The following is a 15448-nucleotide window of genomic DNA, read 5'->3' as shown; positions in this document are numbered from 1 at the left end:
CGTACGTGTCCCCAAACCTCTAACCCCGCAGCTTGCGCGTCAGGGTCTCGAGATCCCGCGTCAGCACCGGATCGTCCTGCTTCAGCTCTTCAATGCGGCGCACCGCATGGATCACCGTGGTGTGGTCACGGCCGCCGAAGCGACGGCCGATGTCCGGCAGGCTGCGGGTGGTTAGCTGCTTGGCCAACCACATGGCCGCCTGGCGTGGCCGGGCGATGGCGCGGTTGCGGCGCTCGCTGAGCAGGTCCGCCTGGCGCAGGCTGTAGTGTTCGGCCACGGCCTTCTGGATGTCGTCGACGGTGACCCGCTTTTCCGCCCCGCGCAGGTGCGGCCGCAGGATGTTCTGGGCCTCGTCGAGGCTGACGGTGCGGATGTCCTCGCCGGCCCGGGCCAAGAGGGTGTTGAGGGCGCCTTCCAGCTCCCGCACGCTGTCGGTGAAGCGGTCGGCGAGGAATTGCAGGACTTCCGGACGGGCGCTCGCCGCGAACCCGGCCTGACGGCCCAGGGTGTCCAGCTTGCGCTCCAGAATGCCCAGACGCAGGCTCCGGTCGGCCGGTTCCAGGCCGCAGACCAGGCCGGCCGACAGATGGCTTCGCAGGCGGGCGTCGATCTCGGTCAGGGCCGAGGGCGGCCGGTCGGCCGAGAACACCACCCGGCGGCCGTCTTCCATAAGGGCGGTCAGGGTGTGGAACAGCTCTTCCTGCGACGACTGCTTGCCGCCGATGAAATGGACATCGTCGATCAGCAGCAGGTCGGCGGCCCGCAGCTCTTCCTTGAAGGCCGCCGTCTGGCGATCCATCACCGCGCGGACGAAGGTCGACAGGAACCGCTCAGCGGTCAGATAGATGACCTTCTTGTCGGGGGCGTTACGCATGGCCTCCCAGGCCATGGCGTTGAGCAGGTGGGTCTTCCCGAAGCCGTACGGGCCGTGGAAGACCACCGGGTTGAAGTGGCCGTCGGCCCAGCTGGCCACCCGCTTGGCGACCGCATGGGCGAACTCGTTGGCCGGGCCCGGCACGAAGGTGTCGAAGTTGAAGCGTTCCTGCAGGCCGGCGTTGCGGCTCGGGCGGGCGGCCGGACCGGCGGTCGGCGGAGAAACCTGCGGCACGTCGCTCGAGACCGGCTCGGCCGTCTCGATGACATGCGGGTGGCTGGCTGGGACCGCCCCGCCGGCGACCTCGAATTCCATCTTGGACTTGAGATCCAGGCGGCGACCCTCGGGGTCGTTCTGGGCCCACAGCTCGGAAATACGGCGCCAGGCGTTGCGGCGGATCCAGTCGCGGGCCACGCCCGTCGGGGTGACGAGCACGGGGGCGCCGTCAGGCCCCTCGCGCAGGGCGGCCTGGGCCAGCCACGAGCCGAAATCGGCCTCGCCCAGCTCCCGCCGCAACGCAAGACAGGCTTTGCCCCACACCGATACCGCCGGCGCCGAAGAGGTCATGCGCTGTCCACCCGAAGTCATCATAGCCCACCGTATTTTTTCTTGTTCAGTCCCGAGATCCGAGACGCCCGCCCCCACGACGTTGGCCCCGGTTGCCCAGACACAATTCTTCCCCGTGCGCCGGATAGACTCTATCCGTCGTCCCGCCCGAGAGCCCGAAAACACCGGGGTGAAAAGCGCTGAGAAAGTGACCTTAGTGCCCCCGGATCGGGGGGGTCAAACGTGAAATTTGGCGCCGGACGCGGATATTTCTGTTGACTCGCGAGAGGCCCTCGCGTGGCAAGGGAAAACGTTAATTCTACTTCCGCGCACTGAGTTAATGCGTCGCAGAGTTGTGATCCGCAGGCGCACAAAAGCCGCCCGGGAATCGATCCCTGGCGGCTCGTGTAGTTCTATAATTTCAAGGACTTAGGCAGAATCCCGGGATCGGGGCGCCTAATCGCTTGAGCGCCTGATCAGGCGGCCGACAGCTTCTTCAGCTGGGCGTGCAGGCGCGAGACCTTGCGCGAGCCGGTGTTCTTGTGGACGACGCCCTTGGTCACGGCGCGCATCAGTTCCGACTGGGCCTCGACGAACGCGCCCTTGGCGGCTTCGACGTCGCCCGCGGTCACGGCCTCTTCGAACTTGCGCAGGAAGGTGCGGACGCGCGAACGGCGCGCCTTGTTGACTTCGGTGCGGCGTTCGATCTTGCGGATCGCTTTCTTGGCGCCGGGATTATTGGCCATGGTGCTCTCTAAAACCTGGTGTCGGACAGGCGGGCGGGCCAAGGGGCCCAGCCACCGGATAATCGGAAGCGCGGCGATATACGGGAAGGGGCCTCTGGGGTCAATGCGGATTCCCTGTTCCCAGTCGCCCAGCCGCCGCTAAGGTTGGCGTATGCATCGCCGCGCCCTGCTCCTCGCCGCTCTCGCCGTCCCGGTTTCCGCCCCGCTGGCCTCCTGTGACCTGATGCCGGCCCCGGCCCTGCAGATCGTCTGCGACCCGGATCTGGCCGAGGCCCTGGAGCGGGCCGCCATCGGCTGGCCGGAGCGGCGCTACGCCTCCCTGCGGGTCGACACCGACATTTCCGAGGTCGAGCTGGGCCGCAAGATGGAGGCCTTGAGCGGCGGCCTGATCGTCACCCGCGAGCCGAAACAGGCCAACCGCATCCAGCGCCTCAGCCTGGCGCGGCTGGAGGATCGCTGGGCCCGTGACATCGACGGCGGCCAGGTCCATCTGGTGGCGACCCGCGGTGACTTCCGCGAAGAGCATCAGACCCGCAAGTTCGCCAAATGGATTATCACGCCGGAAGCGGACCGGTTCTTCGAGACCGCGCGGAAGGTCGGGACGGCGGCCTGACTACTTGCCCGTGAAGTTCGGCTTCCGCTTCTCGACGAAGGCGGCCATGCCTTCCTTCTGGTCCTCGAAGGCGAACAGGCTATGGAACAGGCGGCGCTCCAGCGCCACCCCGGTGGTCAGGGTCGTCTCGTAGGCGGCCTCGACCAGTTCCTTGTTCATGGCCACAGCCAGCGGCGACTGGCCGGCGATCTTGGTGGCGGCGGCCAGCGCCTCTTCCAGCAGCTTGTCGGCGGGCACGACGCGCGAGACCAGGCCCGAGCGCTCGGCCTCGGCGGCGTCCATCATCCGGGCGGTCAGGATCATGTCCATGGCCTTGGACTTGCCGACGAAGCGGGTCAGCCGCTGGGTGCCGCCGATGCCGGGGGCGACGCCGAGGTTGATCTCCGGCTGGCCGAACTTGGCGGTCTCCGCGGCGATGATGAAGCTGCACATCATGGCCAGCTCGCAACCGCCGCCCAGGGCGTAACCGCTGACAGCCGCGATGATCGGCTTGCGGAAGGTCTCGATACGCCGCGCCGCCGCCGTGAAGAAGTCCAGGGTGAACATCTGGGCGTAGGTCTTGTCCGACATTTCCTTGATGTCGGCCCCCGCCGCGAAGGCCTTTTCCGAGCCGGTCAGCACCAGGCAGCGGACACCCGCGTCGCCCTCGGCGGCGTCGAGAACCTGGCCCAGTTCGCCAAGCAGCTGGCTGTTGAGGGCGTTCAGCGCCTCGGGGCGGTTGAGGCGGACGAGCAGGACGCCGTCGTGCGGCGTCTCGACGAGAAGGGTCTGGTAGGTCATACGCGGTTCTTAACGCGTTGAACGCACCGCTCAAGACCTGTCGCCGATGAACACCGTCCACGCCCTTCACAGCTTCAACCGTGAACTGACCAACTGGTCGCTGATCAAGCACCGCGACTGGGACGGCTATCTGGTCACCGGCCAGCATTCGGGCACCCACTGGATCAAGTGGATGCTGAGCTGGGCCATGGCCCACCATTACGGGGTCGAGCCGCCGAAGTTCTACAATAACGCCGACAGCAACGCGGTGATCGGCAATCCCAAGCACAGGCTGAAGCTGCCGGGCGTGCCGCGCATCGCCTCCAGCCATTCGATCCCGACATATGCGGTGGAGTGGCCGTGGATCCGGGCCATCGCGCCCCTGCCCAAGTACGGCGTCGTGGTCCGCGACATGCGCGACGTGCTGATCTCCAACTATGAGAAGTGGAAGGAGAAGTACGACGTTCCCTTCCTGACCTATGTGGCCGGCGATCCCAGCGACAGGGCCTATGTCGTCGATGTCTGGTGGTACATCCGCTTCATGAACCGCTGGGGTTCGGTCCAGAAGAACTACCCGGCCGAAACCCTGATCCTGAAATACGAGGACTTCCGGCGTGACACGGCCGGCGAGCTCGACAAGCTGGCGCGGCACCTTGGCGCCGTCCTGCCGCCCGAGGCCATCGAGGCGGGCGTGGTGGCGGGCCGCAAGGAAAACATGCTCGAGTTCCACAACCCCAACGCCACCGGCAAGGGTGTGCGGCCTGACGGGGTGGGCGACACGGTCTGGACGCCGGAGGCCGATGCGGTGCTCAAGCCGATCCTGCGCGAGCACCTGAAGCACGACCTGGGCTACGACTTCGGGCTCTGACGCCTACTTCTGGCACTTCGGACAGTAGAAGGTGGACCGGCCCGCCTGCGCCACCCGCTGGATGGTACCGCCGCAGCCTGGCGTCGGGCAGGGCTCGCCCTCGCGGTCATAGACGCGGAAGCGGTGCTGGAAATAGCCAAGCGCCCCATCGGCGGCGGCGAAGTCGCGCAGGGTCGAGCCGCCGACCTCGACGGCCTCGGCCAGCACATCCTTGATGTCGGCGACCAGGCGCGGGATGCGCTTCTTCGCGATCGATCCCGCCGGCTTCAGGGGCGAGATGCCGGCGCGGTGCAGGGCCTCGCAGACGTAGATGTTGCCCAGCCCCGCCACGACCCGCTGGTCGAGCAGCAGGGTCTTGGGCCCCTGCTTGCGGCCGGCAAAGCCCTTGATCAGGGTCTCGTTTGTGAAGTCGGGGCCCAGAGGCTCCGGGCCCATGGCGGCGAACCAGGGGTGGGTCTCGAGTGCCCCCGCCGCGACCAGGCCCATGAAGCCGAACCGCCTGGGGTCATAGTAGGTCACCATGCCGCCCGCGTCCGTCTCGAAGATGACGTGGGCGTGCTTGGGGTCGGGATCGACGGCGCGGTCGAACTCGCCGGGGACCAGGCCGTCGATTTCGAAGCGGCCGGTCATCCCCAGGTGCATGACCAGGACATCGCCGCGGTCGAGATGGCCCAGCAGGTATTTGGCCCGCCGGTCCAGCCGGGTGATGGTCGCCCCGGTCAGCCGCTGGACGAAGCCCTCGGGAAACGGAAAACGCAGGTCAGGGCGCAGCTGCTGCACGCGGACCAGGCGGCGGCCTTCCAGGGTGGGGGCGAGGCCGCGCCGAACCGTTTCGACTTCGGGAAGTTCAGGCATGGGGATTGGCTAGCGAACCTTCCCGCCCCGGTCTATGGACAAAGCCATGAGCGAACAGCGCGCCAGCTTTGGTTTCCGCGATGTCGACCCGGCTGAGAAGGCGGGTCTGGTACGGGGTGTCTTCGACAAGGTCGCCGGCAAGTACGACCTGATGAACGACCTGATGAGCGCCGGCGTCCACCGCCTGTGGAAGGACGCCGTCGCCGCCCGCCTCAACCCGCAACCGGGCGAGATCATCCTCGACCTGGCCGGCGGCACCGGCGACATGGCCCGGCGGTTCTCGAAGATGATGCGCGCCGCCCAGCTGCGCCGCGGCGGCCCGGACGGCACGGTCCATGTGCTGGACTACAATGCCGAGATGATCGCCGCCGGCATCGAGAAGGGCGGCGAGCCGGAGATGACCTGGGGCGTCGCCGACGCCATGCGCCTGCCCCTGCCGGACGCCTATGCCGACGCCTACTGCATCAGTTTCGGCATCCGTAATGTCACCGACGTGCCGACCGCCCTGCGCGAGGCGCGGCGGGTGCTGAAACCCGGTGGCCGGTTCATCTGCCTGGAGTTTTCGCGCCCCGTGAGCGAGGCCCTGCGCAAGGGCTATGACCTGTGGAGCTTCAAGGCCATCCCGACCATCGGCGAGTGGGTGGTCAATGACCGCGAGAGCTATCAGTACCTGGTCGAGAGCATCCGCCGCTTCCCGGACCAGGAGACGTTCGCGGCCATGATCCGCGACGCCGGCTTCTCCAGAGTGACCTACACCAATTTCACCGGCGGGGTCGCCGCGCTCCATCACGGGTGGGCGATCTAGACTATGGCCAGTCTGACGGCCCTGGGCCGGTTGATCGGGACGGGCTGGGCCCTGATGCGGGCCGACGCCCTGCTGCCGCGTGAGATTGACGCGCACCTGCCGCCGTCGGCCAAGGTCGCCGCCTTCTTCCTGCGCCTGCCGGCCGGCGGCGCCTCGCGCAAGGGCCGGCCCGGCGAGCGGCTGGCGCGGGTGCTTGAGGCGCAGGGGCCGGTGGCCATCAAGCTTGGCCAGTTCCTCGCCACCCGGGCCGACATCTTCGGGACGCAGTTCGTCGAGGACCTCGCCCACCTGAGGGACGCCCTCAGCCCCTTCCCGACGGCCCAGGCGCGGGCGGAGGTCGAGCGGGCGCTCGGCCGTCCCATCGACAGTCTGTTCTCCAGTTTCGGCGAGCCCGTGGCGGCCGCCTCCCTTGCCCAGGCCCATGAGGCCGTGCTGCTCGACGGCCGCAAGGTGGCGGTCAAGGTGCTGCGGCCCGGCGTCGAGATCCGCGCCGCCCGCGACAGCGCCGCCCTGCGGCTGGCGGCCAAATGGGCCCACGCCCTCGCCCCGCCGGCCCGCCGGCTGGAGCCGCGCGCCTTCGTCGAGATCGTCATTCGCGCCCTCGAGCTGGAACTGGATCTGCGGTTCGAGGCGGCCGGGGCCGACGAACTGCGCGAGGTCATGGCCCGCGACGCCTTCATGGCCGCCCCGGCCATCGTCTGGGACGGGGTGGCCAAACGGGTGCTGACCCAGGAATGGGCCGGCGGCCGGGCGCTGTCCTCGCCACAAGCCCTGGACGATCCCGCCTTCAACCGGCGGGAGCTGGCCGACAACCTGATCCGCGCCTTCCTGTCACAGGCCCTCGACCACGGCGTCTTCCACGCCGATCTGCATGAGGGAAACCTGTTCGTCCGCCCCCCGGCCGGCCTGACCGCCATCGATTTCGGCATCGTTGGCCGCATCGGGCCGATGGAGCGACGGTTCCTGGCCGAGATCCTCTACGGCTTCCTGACGCGGGACTATGCGCGGGTGGCGGACATCCATTTCGAGGCCGGCTATGTGCCCGCCCACCAGGACCGCGGCGCCTTCGCCCAGGCCCTGCGGGCGGTGGGCGAGCCGGTGTTCGGCCGGGCGGCGTCTCAGGTGTCGATGGGCCGTCTGCTGGCCCAGCTGTTCGAGATCACCGCCCTGTTCGACATGCACTTGCGGCCCGAACTGGTGCTGCTGCAGAAGACCATGGTCACCGTCGAGGGCGTGGCCCGGGGCATCGACTCCGAGCACGACCTGTGGGCCGCCGCCGACCCGGTCGTGCGGCGCTGGATCGCCCGGGAGCTATCACCGGCCGCCCGGGTGCGCGAACTGGCCGGCGAGGTTCATCGCGCGGCGCGGGCGATCGTCAAGCTGGCGGAAGAGGGCGCCCCGCAGACCGTAGTGACGGTTGAGGAGAGCCCCCAGCGGTTCCTCTGGTTCGCCATTGGCGCAGCGGTGTCAGGCGTGGCCCTGCTGCTGGCAGTGATGTTCACCTGACGGCGCCGCTTCATCCTCCCCCGTTTACGGGGGAGGGGGACCGCGAAGCGGTGGAGGGGGCGAATGCCGCCCGCTCCAGCTTCAGGACGACGAGTGATGCATTGAACAGGGCCGGCGCACGGCCCTCGCCCCTTCCACCACGGCCTACGGCCGCGGTCCCCCTTCCCCGTAAACGGGGAAGGATGGGATCGCCGACTAGCCTTCGCTGTCGCCGCCGTTGTTGCGCTGGCGACGGCGGTTGCCGCCCTCAGGCCGCGACTTGGCTTCCTCCCAGTACGCCGCGCCTTCTTCCGGTTTGAACATCGTCCTTGGCACGCCGTCCCTGGTGGCGGCGGCGAAGGTGTTGCTCCTGGCGTCGTACAGGATCTTGCCGCGTTGGCGGGTGACCACCTCGGCGCCCTTCGGCGGGTTGTCGATGAAGGCCTGGGCCTTGCGGGCGTAGTCCTCGACGGTCTTGGCGCCGAAGTCCTTGCCGTTGCGGGCGAACTGCCTCTCCGCCGCCTCTTCGGCCGTCAGGCGACGGTTGGCGGCCCACATCGGCTTGCCGTCGAGCATCGGCGGCGGCTGGGTGCGGGGGTCGATCTTCGGGGTCTCCGCCCGGTCGGGCGTGTCGGCCGATGCGACATCGCCCTTGGCGGCCGGCGCCGAACCGGCGTCGGCCTGGTCGCGCGAGGGCTTGCTGGCGGGGCCGCCGTCACAGGCGGCGAGGGCGAAAACAGCGGCCAGGGCGGCCGTGGCGGTCAGGAATCGGCGCACGTCGGGTCTCCCATCGAGATAGCGTTGTTCTCAATGAAGATCAAAACGTGAACATTGTCGAGTCCTGTTTGGCGAACGCCGCAAAGCCGCTAGGAAGCAGGCTGAACGCAGGAGCGTATGACTTGAGCGAGAAGCGGGTGTTGCTGATCGTCGGCGGGGGCATCGCCGCCTACAAGACGCTGGAGCTGACGCGCCTGCTGCGCAAGGCCGGCATCGGCGTGCGGCCGATCCTGACCCGGGCGGGCGCCGAATTCGTCACCCCCCTGTCGCTGTCGGCCTTGGCCGAGGACAAGGTCTATTCCGAGCTCTTCTCCCTGACCGACGAGGCGGAGATGGGCCATATCGAGCTTAGCCGCTCGGCTGACCTGGTGGTCGTGGCTCCGGCCACCGCCGACCTGATGGCCAAGGCCGCGAACGGCCTGGCCGGCGATCTGGCCGCCACCACCCTGCTGGCCACCGACAAGCCGGTTCTGATGGCCCCGGCCATGAACGTGCGGATGTGGGAGCACGCCGCCACCCGGCGGAATCTGGCGACGCTCAAGGCCGACGGCGTGGCCTTCGTCGGCCCCGACGAGGGGGCCATGGCCTGCGGCGAGTTCGGCGAGGGCCGCATGGCCGAGCCGGCGGCCATTTTCGAGGCCATTCAGGGCCTGCTGCGGGGCGGGCCCCTGAAGGGCAAACATGTGCTGGTCACCGCCGGGCCGACGGCCGAGGCGCTCGATCCCGTGCGGGTCCTGACCAACCGCTCCAGCGGCAAGCAGGGGTTCGAGATCGCCGGCGCCCTGGCCCGGCTGGGAGCCCGTGTGACCCTGGTGGCCGGACCGGTCAGCCAGCCGACCCCGGCCGGCGTCACCCGCGTCGATGTCGAGAGCGCCCGTGACATGCTGGCCGCCTGTCAGTCGGCCCTGCCGGCCGACGCCGCCATCTGCGTCGCCGCCGTCGCCGACTGGCGGCCGGACGAGGTCTTTGGCATCAAGCTGAAAAAGGGCAAGGAGGGCCCGCCGGTCCTCACCCTGGTCGAGAACCCCGACATCCTCGCCACCCTGGCCGCCCATACGCCCGCGCGGCCGAAGATCGTCGTCGGCTTTGCGGCCGAGACCAACGATGTCGAGAAACACGCCCTGGCCAAGCTGACCCGCAAGGGCTGTGACTGGATCGTCGCCAACGACGTCACCCAGCCGGGCGTCATGGGCGGGGCCGACAACACCGTGATGATCGTCAGCAAGGCCGGCGTCGAGCGCTGGGACCGGGCCGGCAAGGATGAGGTGGCGATGAAGATCGCCCAAAAGGTAGCCAAGGATCTTCTGTGACCCCCACCATACCCGTCGTTCAACTGGCCCATGCCCAGGGCCTGCCGCTGCCCGCCTATGAGACCGCCCTGGCCGCCGGTATGGACCTGCGCGCCGCCGTCGCCGAGGACGCGCCCCTGACCCTGGCCCCGATGGCCCGGGCCATGGTGCCGACCGGTCTGACCTTCGCCCTCCCGGCCGGATTTGAAGCCCAGGTACGACCGCGCTCGGGCCTGGCAGCCAAGGCGGGCGTCACCTGCCTCAATACGCCCGGCACCATCGACGCCGACTACCGGGGCGAGGTGAAGGTCATCCTGATCAATCTGGGTGAGGAGGACTTCGTCATCCGGCGCGGCGACCGCATCGCACAGATGGTCATCGCGCCTGTCGTGCAGGCGGTATGGTCGGTGACGGACACGCTGGATGAGACCGCGCGGGGCGCGGGCGGCTTCGGCTCGACGGGCGCGGGTTAGCCCGGAAGGCTGTTCAGGCCGATCGCCAGATAGCCCAGAAACCCGGTCGCGAAGAAGGCGCCGGCGATCCACAGCAGGGGCTTCAGAACGCCCGAAGGCTGTTGTGCGGTCGTTTGCATGACGTAGCGGCTCTTGTCCAAATGAGGCCGGGGTTCGTACGCAGAACTCGCTGGCGGGGGATAAGTTGCCTCCGCCACCTGAACGGACGATGACATGATTCGCCTCCCGATTGATCTAGCCGTTCGTGAGCTCGCGCAGCGCTTGAGTCAGGGCGAAACCGGCCGACTTTTCATCCCCTTCGGACCGGGCGAACCGCTCGGTTTTCGGGAGATGGTTAAAGCTACGGACGGCTGGCCGGAGCGGATGTGTTTCGTCGGCGCCCCGATCCCCGGCATAAACCGCGGCGACTGGTCGGCCCTGCGGGACGGCGCGACCTCGGATGGGATTTTCGTATCCGCCGACTGGCGCGACGCCTTCGAGGCCGGCCGCTATGCGCTTCGGCCGCTGACCTGGTTCCAGACCTACGGCTGGCTGGGCCGGACGCCGCTGGACGCCGCCGTCTTCCAGGTCAGCCCCCCGGACAACGCGGGCCGGGTGACCCTGAGCGTGGCCAGCGATCTGGCCCCCGCCGTCATGGCCCGGCCGGAGGTGTTCAAGCTGGCCCTGGTCAATCCGAACCTGCCGGCCATCAACGGCCCCTCCTGGCCGCTGGAAGCCTTTGACCTGGTCTGCGACGACGACAGCGCCGTGCTCGACTACGACGCCGGCGAGCTCGACCCGGCCTTCGAGGTCATTTCCCGCCATATCGCGGGCATCGCCCCGGACGGCGCCAGCCTGCAGTTCGGGGTCGGCAAGGCCGGGGTGGCGGCCCTCAAGGGCTTGCGCGGCCGCAAGGGCCTGAAGATCCATTCGGGCATGGTCACCGACCCCCTGGTCGAACTCCTGGATGAGGAGGTGGTCGACAGCGTGACCACGGGCCTGGCCGCTGGCACGGCCCGGCTGCGCGAGCGGCTGGGCGATGCGCGCATCCGCTTCGCCGACAGTGGCCACACCCACAACATTTCCGTGCTCGCCGCCATTCCCCGGCTGGTGGCGGTCAACTCGGCCCTGGAGATCGACCTCTTCGGCCAGGCCAACGCCGAGTTCCAGGGCGGCCGTCAGGTCAGCGGCATCGGCGGCCTGACCGACTTTCTAAGAGGCGCCCGCCTGAGCGACGGCGGCCTGCCCATCCTCGCCCTGCCGGCCTCGGCCAAGGGCGACAGCATCAGCCGCATCGTCCCCCGCCTGTCTCCGGGCGTGGTCAGCGTGCCCCGCGCCGACATTGGCCTGGTCATCACCGAACACGGCGTCGCCGACCTGCGCGGACGCACCCTCGACGAACGGGCCCAGGCGCTGATCGGCGTGGCCAGCCCGGCCCATCGGGGCGCGTTGTCCAATGCCTGGGACGAGATGCGCCGGACGCTCTGAGCTTGCAGCCGGGGAGGCGGCAGGCCACAAGGCCGCCGGGGCCGTCCGTGTCGGCCAGTCATTTCCAGTTGGTTCGATGCGTATCCTGGCCCTCGCCGTTTGCGGCGTGCTCCTGACCGTCAGTCTGGCGGTTGCGGCCCCCGCTGACCGCGCCGCTCTGCTGGAGCGGCTGCGCCTGGCCATGCCGCCGATTGGCGCGGGCGAGAGCATGGGCGAGCGTCTGACCGGCAGGGCGACCGAGGAACTGACGGCGCGCAATCCGGGCCGGGAAGCCGATATCCGCCGGATCGCCGAGGCCTTCGGCGCCTGCGGCGACAAGGTAATGAGCGTTTCCGATGCCGAGGCGATCGTGTTGCGGGCCGTCGACAAGGGCATGACCGAGGAGGAAATCCTCTACATCGTCAAGTTCTACGAAGGCCCCGAGGCCCGCGAACTGGCGGTCCTGACAAAAAAGGTCACCAGCGGCCAGCCGGACGCGGAGACGGTTCGGCGAATGACGGCGCTGATGAGCCATCCGGCCTTCGAGAAGTTCATCGCGGTCATGACAACCGAGGTGAAGGCCTTCACCGAGCGCAAGGAATTCGGCGACGGTGTGGTGGCCTGCCATCAACAGTACCGCGCCGATGCCGAGAAGGCCGGTCTGAAGCTCGACTGACCTGAACGGAAGATAACGTCCGCTTCCGCGTCCGTTCAGGCGGCCGGCGTCATAACCCTCCTCAACGACCGGGGACGTCCCCCGGTCCGCGCAATTGTTGAGGAGAAAAGACCATGCAAGCGCAGAACAAGATCGCCGCGACCGGTCTGGCCCTGGCCCTCGTCGCTTCGCTCGGCGTCACCGCCGCCCCCGTCGCCGCCTCGGCCGCGCCGAACGGTGTCATCGGCTGCTCGGCCCCCGGCAAGAAGCAGGAGGGCGGGGCCATCATCGGCGCCATCCTCGGCGGCCTGATCGGCAACAAGGTGGCCAAGAACGAGCGTGGCGCCGGCACCGTGATCGGCGCCGCCGCCGGCGCCGCCGCCGGCAGCGCCATCGGTTGTCAGGTCCAGAAGAAGGATGAGCTGAACGCCGGCTCCTACGTCTCGAACGGCTACCGGATCGCCAACTACGTCCAGCCCGCCAACTTCCAGAAGGCCGGCGGCCGGTTCATCGCCACCTCGACCGTCAACCTGCGCTCGGGTCCCTCGACCAGCGCCGGAAAGGTCGGCAAGCTGACCCGCGGCGAGACCTTCACCGCCATGGCCTACGCCAAGCGCGGCGAATGGGTCCTGGTCAGCCGTAACGGCGTCGGCGTGGGTTACGTGAGCGGCGCCTACGTCCGTCCGACCGGTTACCAGCAGGCCAGCTGGTAAGTTTCGCCAGTGTTTGGGCGAGGGGGCATACCCTGACTGGGAAGGGCCGGTTTCGCGAGAAACCGGCCCTTTTCCGTACTTTATGGCTCAAGTCGGGGAAGATCATTCTTCTCTGTTGACGTTGACGTAAGCGAGACATAACCTCTGACCTAAGGGCATCATCAGAACGCCAACGTCAGGGAGAAGTCACCATGGTTATGGAACTGCGCCGTCCCGAGCGGACCTTCACGATCCGCCAGCTCTGCACCGAATTCAAAGCCACCCCGCGCGCCCTGCGCTTCTATGAGGACAAGGGCCTGTTGACCCCCGCCCGTGACGGGATGAACCGGGTCTACAGCTACAAGGACCGGGCCCGCCTGATCCTCATCCTGCGCGGCAAGCGCGTCGGCCTGTCGCTGCAGGAGATCCGCGAGATCCTCGAGCTCTACGACGAGGGCGACGAGGCGGCGCACCAGAACGCCCATTCCCTGAAGAAATTCCGCGAGAAGATCGTCGTGCTGGAGCGCCAGCGCGAGGACATCGACGGCGCCATCGCCGAGCTGCACGCCGCCTGCGAGCGCCTCGAGAAGCACCTGTCGGAAAAGCGTCCCGACCTGCTGCCCAAGGCGGCCGATTACGACCAGGTGCTGCGCGCCCGGCTCGACGGCCATGCCGAGATGGCGATGGGCAAGTAACCTTTCCTGCCGCCTAGAGTTCAGGGGACCGGTTCGCGCCGGTCCCCGCTTTGCGTTTCAGCTCCACACACAAACACGGACCGAAAATGGCCTACCAACCCCCGGTGCGCGACCACGTCTTCCTGCTCGAGGATGTGCTGAAGATCGACCAGTATGCCGAGCTGCCGGCTTTCGCCGACGCCTCGCTGGACGTGGTCAAGGCGATCATCGAGGAGGCGGGCAAGTTCACCGGCGAGGTGCTGGCGCCGCTCAACGCCGTCGGCGACAAGCAGGGCTGCACCTGGCATCCGGACAACACGGTCACCACGCCGACGGGCTTCAAGGAAGCCTACAAGCAACTGTGCGAAGGCGGGTGGACGGGTCTCGGCTCCGACCCGGCCTACGGCGGCCAAGGGCTGCCGCACGTCGTCAACCTCAGCTTCAGCGAGATGTCGTCGTCGGCCAACATGGCGTTTTCGATGTACCCGGGCCTGGCGCACGGCGCCTACTCGGCCATCCACACCGGCGGCACGGACGAGCAGAAGCAGCTCTACCTGCCCAAGATGGTCACCGGCGAATGGACCGGGACCATGAACCTGACCGAGCCTCACTGCGGCACGGACCTGGGGTTGCTGCGCACCAAGGCGGTCCCGCAGGCGGACGGCAGCTACCGCATCACCGGCCAGAAGATCTGGATCTCGGCCGGCGAGCACGACATGGCCGACAACATCATCCACCTGGTGCTGGCCCGCATCGAGGGGGCGCCGGCCGGGGTGAAGGGCATCAGCCTGTTCATCGTGCCGAAGTATCTGCCCGACGCGGACGGCAACGTCGGCGAGCGCAACGAGGGGGCCAAATGCGCCGGCCTCGAAGAGAAGATGGGCATCCACGGCAACGCTACCTGCGTCATGGCCTATGACGACGCCAAGGGCTTCCTGATCGGTGAGGAAAACGCCGGCCTGCGCATCATGTTCGTGATGATGAACGAGGCCCGCATCGGTGTCGGCCTGCAGGGGGTCGCCCAGGCCGAGGCCGCCTACCAGGCCGCCGCCGAGTTCGCCAAGGACCGCCTGCAGGGCCGCTCGCTGACCGGCCCGAAGAACGCCGACGGCCCGGCCGATCCGATCATCGTCCACCCCGACGTGCGCCGCATGCTGCTGGATTCCAGGGCCATCATCGAGGCCGGCCGCGCCTTCCTGTTCTGGACGGCGTTGCAGGGCGATCTGAGCCACGGCCACCCCGACGAGGCGGTCCGCCAGAAGGGCGCCGACTACATGGGCCTGCTGACGCCGGTCCTCAAAGGCTACCTGACCGACAAGGGCTTCAAGGTCTGTGTCGACAGCATGCAGGTGTTCGGCGGTTCGGGCTTCACCGAACATTTTCCGGCCAGCCAGTACCTGCGCGATTGCCGCATCGCCCTGATCTACGAGGGCACCAACGGCGTCCAGGCCCTCGACCTGGTCGGCCGCAAGCTGGCGGCCAACGGCGGCCGGGCGGTGATGAGCTTCTTCGCCGAGATCGACGCCTACATCGAGGCCAACCAGGCCGACGCCAACATGAAGGTCTTCCTCGACGGCCTGGCCACCGTGAAGGCCCAGCTGCAGGACGGCACCATGTGGCTGATGCAGAACGGCCTGGCCAATCCGGACAACGCCGGCGCTGCCTCGACCGACTACATGCACCTCTTCGGCATCACGGGCCTGGCCTACATGTGGGCCCAGATCGCCAAGGCTTGCCTGACCAAGGGGGAGGCTGATCCCTTCTATTCCAACAAGCTGGTTGTCGGCCGCTACTTCGTGGAACGGATCATCCCGGAAGGGACCGCCCACCTGGCCAAGCTGAAGACCGGTTCCGCCACCCTGATGCAACTCCCCGCCGAGGCTTTCTAAGC

The 15448-nt window shown here is 68.1% G+C and carries 17 protein-coding genes; 11 read left to right on the top strand and 6 right to left on the bottom strand.

Annotated elements, in window-relative coordinates; translation table 11 throughout:
- Window positions 1-19: 19 nt before the first annotated feature.
- Window positions 20-1465 carry a chromosomal replication initiator protein DnaA gene (gene dnaA, locus AC2YG9_RS07980; RefSeq protein ID WP_487297421.1) on the bottom strand — a complete coding sequence of 482 codons (1446 nt, stop codon included), beginning with the start codon at window positions 1463-1465 and terminating at the stop codon, window positions 20-22.
- A gap of 431 nt (window positions 1466-1896) precedes the next feature.
- The gene (gene rpsT, locus AC2YG9_RS07975) at window positions 1897-2166 is read right to left on the bottom strand and encodes a 30S ribosomal protein S20 (RefSeq protein WP_271066895.1); all 270 of its coding nucleotides are present in this window, start codon (window positions 2164-2166) and stop codon (window positions 1897-1899) included.
- 151 nt (window positions 2167-2317) lie between these two features.
- Here rpsT and AC2YG9_RS07970 point away from each other — a divergent pair, with 151 nt between their 5' ends.
- Complete coding sequence (locus AC2YG9_RS07970; RefSeq protein ID WP_487297420.1) at window positions 2318-2779, top strand: hypothetical protein; 462 nt, start codon at window positions 2318-2320, stop codon at window positions 2777-2779.
- Here the strand turns inward: AC2YG9_RS07970 and AC2YG9_RS07965 are convergent, their stop codons facing one another.
- A complete protein-coding gene (locus AC2YG9_RS07965) occupies window positions 2780-3559 on the bottom strand; it encodes an enoyl-CoA hydratase (RefSeq protein ID WP_487297419.1) in 780 nt (259 codons plus the stop codon). It lies immediately after the preceding gene.
- Between the two features lie 46 nt (window positions 3560-3605).
- Between AC2YG9_RS07965 and AC2YG9_RS07960 the strand changes: the two genes are divergently transcribed.
- A complete protein-coding gene (locus AC2YG9_RS07960; protein ID WP_487297418.1) occupies window positions 3606-4406 on the top strand; it encodes a sulfotransferase domain-containing protein in 801 nt (266 codons plus the stop codon).
- A gap of 3 nt (window positions 4407-4409) precedes the next feature.
- Here AC2YG9_RS07960 and mutM read toward each other — a convergent pair whose 3' ends face one another.
- Complete coding sequence (gene mutM, locus AC2YG9_RS07955) at window positions 4410-5261, bottom strand: bifunctional DNA-formamidopyrimidine glycosylase/DNA-(apurinic or apyrimidinic site) lyase (RefSeq protein ID WP_487297417.1); 852 nt, start codon at window positions 5259-5261, stop codon at window positions 4410-4412.
- A gap of 46 nt (window positions 5262-5307) precedes the next feature.
- On the opposite strand from mutM, the gene AC2YG9_RS07950 reads away from it, so the two are divergent.
- Complete coding sequence (locus tag AC2YG9_RS07950; protein ID WP_487297416.1) at window positions 5308-6066, top strand: class I SAM-dependent methyltransferase; 759 nt, start codon at window positions 5308-5310, stop codon at window positions 6064-6066.
- 3 nt (window positions 6067-6069) lie between these two features.
- Window positions 6070-7572, top strand: coding sequence for a 2-polyprenylphenol 6-hydroxylase (gene ubiB, locus AC2YG9_RS07945; RefSeq protein WP_487297415.1), 1503 nt, complete (start codon window positions 6070-6072; stop codon window positions 7570-7572).
- A gap of 195 nt (window positions 7573-7767) precedes the next feature.
- Here the strand turns inward: ubiB and AC2YG9_RS07940 are convergent, their stop codons facing one another.
- Complete coding sequence (locus AC2YG9_RS07940; RefSeq protein WP_487297414.1) at window positions 7768-8328, bottom strand: hypothetical protein; 561 nt, start codon at window positions 8326-8328, stop codon at window positions 7768-7770.
- 122 nt (window positions 8329-8450) lie between these two features.
- Here AC2YG9_RS07940 and coaBC point away from each other — a divergent pair, with 122 nt between their 5' ends.
- Together coaBC and dut are read left to right on the top strand one after the other, a co-directional pair.
- Window positions 8451-9638, top strand: coding sequence for a bifunctional phosphopantothenoylcysteine decarboxylase/phosphopantothenate--cysteine ligase CoaBC (gene coaBC / locus AC2YG9_RS07935; RefSeq protein WP_487297413.1), 1188 nt, complete (start codon window positions 8451-8453; stop codon window positions 9636-9638).
- Window positions 9635-10090 (top strand): dUTP diphosphatase, encoded by a 456-nt coding sequence (gene dut / locus AC2YG9_RS07930; RefSeq protein ID WP_487297412.1) that lies wholly within the window; start codon window positions 9635-9637, stop codon window positions 10088-10090. The genes coaBC and dut overlap by 4 nt, the downstream gene beginning before the upstream one ends.
- Here dut and AC2YG9_RS07925 read toward each other — a convergent pair.
- Window positions 10087-10209 carry a hypothetical protein gene (locus AC2YG9_RS07925; protein WP_487297411.1) on the bottom strand — a complete coding sequence of 41 codons (123 nt, stop codon included), beginning with the start codon at window positions 10207-10209 and terminating at the stop codon, window positions 10087-10089. The genes dut and AC2YG9_RS07925 overlap by 4 nt on opposite strands.
- A gap of 211 nt (window positions 10210-10420) precedes the next feature.
- Between AC2YG9_RS07925 and AC2YG9_RS07920 the strand changes: the two genes are divergently transcribed.
- From AC2YG9_RS07920 to AC2YG9_RS07900, 5 genes are all read left to right on the top strand, one after another.
- Window positions 10421-11557: an acetyl-CoA hydrolase/transferase family protein gene (locus AC2YG9_RS07920; RefSeq protein ID WP_487297410.1), complete on the top strand. Its 1137-nt coding sequence runs from the start codon at window positions 10421-10423 to the stop codon at window positions 11555-11557.
- Between the two features lie 76 nt (window positions 11558-11633).
- On the top strand, window positions 11634-12212 hold the full coding sequence (locus AC2YG9_RS07915; protein WP_487297409.1) for a hypothetical protein: 579 nt from the start codon (window positions 11634-11636) through the stop codon (window positions 12210-12212).
- Between the two features lie 113 nt (window positions 12213-12325).
- On the top strand, window positions 12326-12904 hold the full coding sequence (locus AC2YG9_RS07910; protein WP_487297408.1) for an SH3 domain-containing protein: 579 nt from the start codon (window positions 12326-12328) through the stop codon (window positions 12902-12904).
- A 191-nt stretch (window positions 12905-13095) separates the two neighbouring features.
- Window positions 13096-13578, top strand: coding sequence for a MerR family transcriptional regulator (locus AC2YG9_RS07905; RefSeq protein WP_487297407.1), 483 nt, complete (start codon window positions 13096-13098; stop codon window positions 13576-13578).
- 86 nt (window positions 13579-13664) lie between these two features.
- A complete protein-coding gene (locus AC2YG9_RS07900; protein WP_487297406.1) occupies window positions 13665-15446 on the top strand; it encodes an acyl-CoA dehydrogenase C-terminal domain-containing protein in 1782 nt (593 codons plus the stop codon).
- Window positions 15447-15448: the final 2 nt, after the last annotated feature.

The organism is Caulobacter sp. SRI_014 (assembly GCF_057586315.1).
Note: the sequence above shows the minus strand (reverse complement) of the source record. Positions and strands in the feature narration are given on the sequence as shown.

What these genes read in the sequence shown, in the direction of transcription:
- AC2YG9_RS07920 (WP_487297410.1), top strand. Translation starts at nt 10,421, where the DNA reads ATGGTTAAAGCTACGGACGGCTGGCCGGAGCGGATGTGTTTCGTCGGC.
- AC2YG9_RS07905 (WP_487297407.1), top strand. Translation starts at nt 13,096, where the DNA reads ATGGTTATGGAACTGCGCCGTCCCGAGCGGACCTTCACGATCCGCCAG.
- AC2YG9_RS07915 (WP_487297409.1), top strand. Translation starts at nt 11,634, where the DNA reads ATGCGTATCCTGGCCCTCGCCGTTTGCGGCGTGCTCCTGACCGTCAGT.
- AC2YG9_RS07900 (WP_487297406.1), top strand. Translation starts at nt 13,665, where the DNA reads ATGGCCTACCAACCCCCGGTGCGCGACCACGTCTTCCTGCTCGAGGAT.
- dnaA (WP_487297421.1), bottom strand. Translation starts at nt 1,465, where the DNA reads ATGATGACTTCGGGTGGACAGCGCATGACCTCTTCGGCGCCGGCGGTA.
- AC2YG9_RS07965 (WP_487297419.1), bottom strand. Translation starts at nt 3,559, where the DNA reads ATGACCTACCAGACCCTTCTCGTCGAGACGCCGCACGACGGCGTCCTG.
- mutM (WP_487297417.1), bottom strand. Translation starts at nt 5,261, where the DNA reads ATGCCTGAACTTCCCGAAGTCGAAACGGTTCGGCGCGGCCTCGCCCCC.
- rpsT (WP_271066895.1), bottom strand. Translation starts at nt 2,166, where the DNA reads ATGGCCAATAATCCCGGCGCCAAGAAAGCGATCCGCAAGATCGAACGC.
- AC2YG9_RS07910 (WP_487297408.1), top strand. Translation starts at nt 12,326, where the DNA reads ATGCAAGCGCAGAACAAGATCGCCGCGACCGGTCTGGCCCTGGCCCTC.
- AC2YG9_RS07970 (WP_487297420.1), top strand. Translation starts at nt 2,318, where the DNA reads ATGCATCGCCGCGCCCTGCTCCTCGCCGCTCTCGCCGTCCCGGTTTCC.
- AC2YG9_RS07950 (WP_487297416.1), top strand. Translation starts at nt 5,308, where the DNA reads ATGAGCGAACAGCGCGCCAGCTTTGGTTTCCGCGATGTCGACCCGGCT.
- AC2YG9_RS07925 (WP_487297411.1), bottom strand. Translation starts at nt 10,209, where the DNA reads ATGCAAACGACCGCACAACAGCCTTCGGGCGTTCTGAAGCCCCTGCTG.
- AC2YG9_RS07960 (WP_487297418.1), top strand. Translation starts at nt 3,606, where the DNA reads ATGAACACCGTCCACGCCCTTCACAGCTTCAACCGTGAACTGACCAAC.
- ubiB (WP_487297415.1), top strand. Translation starts at nt 6,070, where the DNA reads ATGGCCAGTCTGACGGCCCTGGGCCGGTTGATCGGGACGGGCTGGGCC.